This window comes from Rhodoferax sp. UBA5149 (assembly GCF_002413825.1).
In the GTDB taxonomy this organism is placed as follows: domain Bacteria; phylum Pseudomonadota; class Gammaproteobacteria; order Burkholderiales; family Burkholderiaceae_C; genus Rhodoferax.
Genome location: NZ_DHXT01000028.1, coordinates 1,298 through 6,551 on the forward strand (window position 1 = coordinate 1,298; position 5,254 = coordinate 6,551).

Here is a 5,254-nt window from a genome sequence, read left to right on the forward strand (position 1 = left end):
TGTCCAGGCGCTTCATGCCCGCGCCCTGATTGAGCAGACGCATCACGGCTGCCTCGCCATAGGTGGTGGGCAAGGTGGACAGACGCACATCAATAGTGTGCTCTTTCAGACGCACGCTGAAACGGCCATCTTGCGGCAGGCGTTTTTCAGAAATATCAAGACCGGCCATCAGCTTGAGGCGCTGGGCCAGCGCGCCGCCAATGCGCTTGTCCGCCATGGTCTGGGTTTGCAGCACGCCATCCACCCGCACCCGTATTTGCAGCCCGGCTTCTTGCGGCTCGATGTGCACGTCCGACGCACCCACCTGCATGGCGTCTTCAAACAGCGACTGCAGCAGACGCACCACGGGTGCGCCCTCCAAGCCGACGGTGGCGGTGAGTTCACCGAAGTCAACCGCGTCACCCAGGTCTTTTTCCAGCGCCCGCGCCAGGCCACTGATCTCCTCGGTGCGCCGATAGAGCCGGTCAAACGCCAATGCCAACTGGCTTTCAGGCACCGCCGCAATGGCAATCGGGCGCTTGAGCAGACGGGTCAGCTCATCAAAGGCAAATAAATCCAGCGGGTCGCCCAGGGCCACCAGCAAGGTGTCGCCCTTGTCTTCCAGCACCAGCGCACGAAAACGTCGCGCTGCCGACTCAGGCAACAACCGCACGACATCGGCACGAAAGGGAAAAGTCTTGAGGTTGACAAACGGAATGCGCAACTGCCGTGCCAGACCATTGGCCAGCAGTTCTTCGGTGATGATGCCGGTTTCAATCAGCAGCCGTCCGACCTTCTTGCCGGTTTGGCGCTGCAGCTCAAGGGTTTGCTGCAGCTGCTCCTGCGAAATCAGACGCTGCTGTACCAGCACATCGCCCAGCCGCAGTTTCTCTGGCCGACCTGGCGCGGGGGGTGGACTGGTCTGCACGGGAGAGGCTGCTGCCATGTTCATAGGTCATTCTCTGAGCAAAAAACTACAAAAATGATAGCACTCTATTCACTGATGACAGGGGTGGCAGGCGAATTTTAATGAAAATATTCTGCGTAGCCGCCGCTGCAGGCCCGACGCCTCAGTGCAAATGACGCGGCTTGCGCCCGCCGCCATGGCCGACACCGCCGTGACCGCCACCCGAGCCACGTGGCGGCTTGCCAAGTTGCAGCGAACTCACCAGATCATCAAAACGCTGGCCGAACAACTTGTCGATTTCAGCCACCACACCGCCCAACTCAGCGCCGTCAAAATGGCGCTCCATCATGTTCACCACATCCTGCACCAGCAAGTCGCGTTGCACCTGCATGATGGCGGCGGGGTCCGGTCCGACGAAGAGCATCACGAAATCATCCCGCGACTCCGCGTCCGACTCTTCGTCCTCGTCATCAAACTCGGCGTCGTAAAACGTGACTTCGATCGCCGCGCCGGCTTGCGCCAGCTCATTGAGGTTCATACACATCTCGTCAAGCACCTGGCGAAAATCGTCGTCGCCCGCCACCGTCCAGCACATCTGCAACAGGTGTTCCTGAGGGTCGAACTTGATGCCGGGTTCGTCTTCATAGGAGCTGCTGGCCGCATCCGCCAATGAGCGCGCACCGGCATACTTCCAGATCGGCTTGAGCGCCTCCTGAATCTGCTCAAAAACAACATCGGCGCGCAGGGCCACCTGGCCATGAACATGGATCTCAAAAGGGGCGTTATAGCGTGGCATGTTGTGTGAGTGTACGTGGTGCCCGAGACCGGAATCGAACCGGTATGCCCGTTATTCACGAAGCGGCGGATTTTAAGTCCGATGTGTCTACCTATTTCACCACTCGGGCACGGCTATCTATTGTGAAACAAAAAGGCCTCGACAGATCGACTGACGAGGCCCATATGGCCAAAATGTAGCCTGGATTTTTTGGAGGCGCGACCCAGAGTCGAACTGGGCTAGACGGATTTGCAATCCGTTGCATAACCGATTTGCTATCGCGCCAATTTTTCTTACAAAAAAGGGAAGCACGAGCTTCCCTTTTTGAATTTGGAGCGGGAAAAGAGTCTCGAACTCTCGACCTCAACCTTGGCAAGGTTGCGCTCTACCAACTGAGCTATTCCCGCAAAAACTAAAAAACGAAACTCCATTTTGAATAATGGAGCGGGAGAAGAGTCTCGAACTCTCGACCTCAACCTTGGCAAGGTTGCGCTCTACCAACTGAGCTACTCCCGCGTTTCAAGCCTTAAATTATATCGCATTTATTCAGGCCTTTTGGCAGCCTGTGAAAAGCATTCAGTGTTTAACCGACCCTGCCAGCTCAGGAGCAGACACCGTAGTCGCTGTCGCGGCAACCACGACAGGCTCGTCCTCCGGCAAGGGCGTTGGCATTCTCTCCAGTGCAATTTCCAGCACCTTGTCAATCCAGCGCACCGGCACGATCTCAAGACCGTTTTTAACGTTCTCGGGGATGTCCTGCAAGTCTTTGGCATTTTCCTCGGGGATCAACACCGTCTTGATGCCGCCGCGCAAGGCCGCCAGCAACTTTTCCTTCAGACCGCCAATGGCGGTCACTTCCCCGCGTAAGGTAATTTCGCCGGTCATGGCAACATCACCGCGCACCGGAATACCCGTCATGGCCGAGACAAAAGCGGTCGTCATCGCCGCACCCGCACTGGGGCCGTCCTTGGGAGTGGCGCCATCAGGCACGTGGATATGAATATCTTTCTTTTCGAAGAATTCGTCCTTGATGCCCAACCGACGTGAGCGGCTGCGCACCACGGTGCGCGCGGCCTCGACCGACTCCTTCATCACATCGCCCAGTGAACCGGTGCGCGTGATGATGCCTTTGCCGGGCATCATGGCGGCTTCAATCGTCAGCAGATCGCCGCCCACCTCGGTCCAGGCCAGACCAACCACTTGACCCACCTGATTCATTTGTTCGGCGCGACCATAAGAGAACTTGCGAACACCGAGGTAATCGTTGAGATTCTCGGCCGTCACCTTGACCTGTGGCACCAGCTTCTTGAGCTGCAGGCCCTTCACCACCTTGCGGCAGATTTTGGAGAGCTCCCGTTCCAGCGAACGCACCCCAGCCTCACGGGTGTAGTAGCGAACGATGTCACGTACCGCATCGTCGTTGACCAGCAACTCTTCTTCCTTGACGCCATTGTTTTTCAGCTGTTTGGGCAGCAAGAACTTGATAGCAATGTTGGTTTTTTCATCTTCGGTGTAACCGGACAGACGAATCACTTCCATACGGTCCAGCAACGCCGGAGGGATGTTCATCGAGTTCGAAGTCGCCACAAACATGACATCGCTCAGATCAAAATCAACCTCTACATAGTGGTCGCCAAACTTGTGGTTTTGCTCCGGGTCCAGCACCTCCAGCAGCGCACTTGACGGGTCGCCGCGGAAGTCGGTTCCGAGCTTGTCAATTTCATCCAGCAGGAACAGCGGGTTGCGCGTGCCGACCTTGGACAGGCTTTGCAACACCTTGCCCGGCATCGCACCGATATAGGTACGACGGTGGCCGCGAATCTCCGCCTCGTCACGCATGCCACCCAGGGCCATACGCACATACTTGCGCCCGGTGGCCTTGGCGATGGACTGCCCCAGCGAGGTCTTGCCGACGCCGGGAGGCCCGACCAGACACAAAATGGGCGCCTTTACTTTTTCGACACGTTGTTGCACCGCAAGATACTCAAGAATGCGGTCTTTCACCTTGTCAAGACCGAAATGGTCTTCGTTGAGCACTTTCTCGGCATTGCCCAGATCGTGCTTGATCTTGGTCTTGCCCGCCCAGGGCAAACCGGTCAACACATCGATGTAGTTGCGCACCACGGTGGCTTCTGCCGACATGGGGGACATCAGCTTGAGCTTCTTGAGCTCGCCCTCGGCCTTTTTCAGCGCCTCTTTGGGCATCTTGGCGGACTTGATCTTTTTCTCGATCTCGTCGATGTCGGCACCCTCTTCACCTTCACCCAGCTCTTTCTGGATGGCTTTGACCTGTTCGTTCAGGTAGAAATCGCGCTGATTCTTTTCCATCTGTCGTTTGACGCGACCACGGATTTTTTTGTCCACGTTCAGGATGTCGACTTCTCGCTCAATCTGCTCAAACAGGTTTTCAAGACGCTCTTTAACGCCCGCAAGGTCCAGCACCGCCTGCTTGTTATCCAGCTTCAGCGGCAAATGCGCTGCAATGGTGTCGGCCAGACGCCCCGCGTCATCGATGCTTGAAATGGACGTGAGGATCTCGGGCGGAATTTTCTTGTTGAGCTTGACGTACTGGTCAAATTGCTGCATCACGGCGCGACGCAAAGCCTCGATTTCACTGGCTTTGCCGCGGGGCTTGGCCTCCGGCTCAAGCTGCGCTTCAACCGGCGTAACGTTGGCTGAAAAATGCAGCTCGCCTTCTTCAATCTTGTTCACGCGCGCGCGCTGCTGGCCTTCGACCAGCACCTTGACCGTGCCATCGGGCAGCTTGAGCATTTGCAAGATGGTCGAGACACAACCGACATCAAACATGTCGGTAACCAGCGGATCGTCCTTGGCGGCGGCCTTCTGCGCCACCAGCATGATGCGTCGCTCAGACTCCATGGCGGCTTCCAGCGCTTTGATGCTCTTGGGTCTGCCCACAAAAAGCGGGATCACCATATGCGGAAAAACAACCACGTCGCGCAAGGGCAACAATGGCAAATCAATGGGAATGGCAGGCAGTGGGGTATGACCAGACATGGGAAGACCTTTTTGTTACCTGTTTAATATGGATAAGAAGTGCGGATTTTCAACCCGCAATTGATTATTGCCCGGCCAAGAGGGCCTCAAAGTTGAATAAACGCCCGCAAAGACGGGCCAAATCAAGCCTTCTTCGCGGCTTCGCGGTAGACCAGCAACGGAGGCTTGTTTTCTTCGATAGTGGACTCGTCCACCACGACTTTGTCGACGTTCGAGGTATTGGGCAACTCGTACATGGTGTCGATCAATGCCAACTCCAGAATCGAGCGCAGACCACGAGCCCCGGTCTTGCGGGCCAGCGCCTTTTTGGCAATGGCCTTCAAGGCCGAGGGCCGAATTTCAAGATCAACGCCCTCCATGGCCAACAGCTTGCCGTACTGCTTGACCAGGGCATTCTTGGGCTCCGTCAAAATCTGCACCAGCGCATCTTCACTGAGTTCAGCCAGCGTGGCCACCACCGGCATACGGCCCACCAGCTCGGGAATCAAGCCGAACTTGATCAGATCCTCCGGCTCCACGTCCTTGAAGACCTCGGTCAGGCTGCGCTGTTCCTTGCTTTTGACTGTGGCGCCGAA

The 5,254-nt window shown here is 56.7% G+C and carries 3 protein-coding genes, 4 tRNA genes and 1 pseudogene; all 8 read right to left on the reverse strand.

The window, feature by feature from the left end; genetic code table 11:
- Nucleotides 1-931: GspE/PulE family protein (locus B3V69_RS02235; RefSeq protein ID WP_296443391.1), on the reverse strand; the 931-nt coding region annotated here is incomplete at its 3' end.
- 118 nt (nt 932-1,049) lie between these two features.
- The gene (locus B3V69_RS02240) at nt 1,050-1,682 is read right to left on the reverse strand and encodes a DUF6806 family protein (protein ID WP_296443393.1); all 633 of its coding nucleotides are present in this window, start codon (nt 1,680-1,682) and stop codon (nt 1,050-1,052) included.
- Between the two features lie 16 nt (nt 1,683-1,698).
- A tRNA-Leu gene (locus tag B3V69_RS02245) sits at nt 1,699-1,791 on the reverse strand.
- A gap of 81 nt (nt 1,792-1,872) precedes the next feature.
- Nucleotides 1,873-1,946: transfer RNA gene (locus tag B3V69_RS02250), tRNA-Cys, on the reverse strand.
- Nucleotides 1,947-1,992: 46 nt separating this feature from the next.
- Nucleotides 1,993-2,068, reverse strand: a tRNA-Gly gene (locus B3V69_RS02255).
- A gap of 33 nt (nt 2,069-2,101) precedes the next feature.
- Nucleotides 2,102-2,177 (reverse strand) — tRNA-Gly (locus B3V69_RS02260).
- A 60-nt stretch (nt 2,178-2,237) separates the two neighbouring features.
- Nucleotides 2,238-4,679 (reverse strand): endopeptidase La, encoded by a 2,442-nt coding sequence (gene lon, locus B3V69_RS02265; RefSeq protein ID WP_296443395.1) that lies wholly within the window; start codon nt 4,677-4,679, stop codon nt 2,238-2,240.
- Between the two features lie 122 nt (nt 4,680-4,801).
- A pseudogene (locus B3V69_RS02270) lies at nt 4,802-5,254 on the reverse strand (ATP-dependent Clp protease ATP-binding subunit ClpX); the annotation flags it as partial.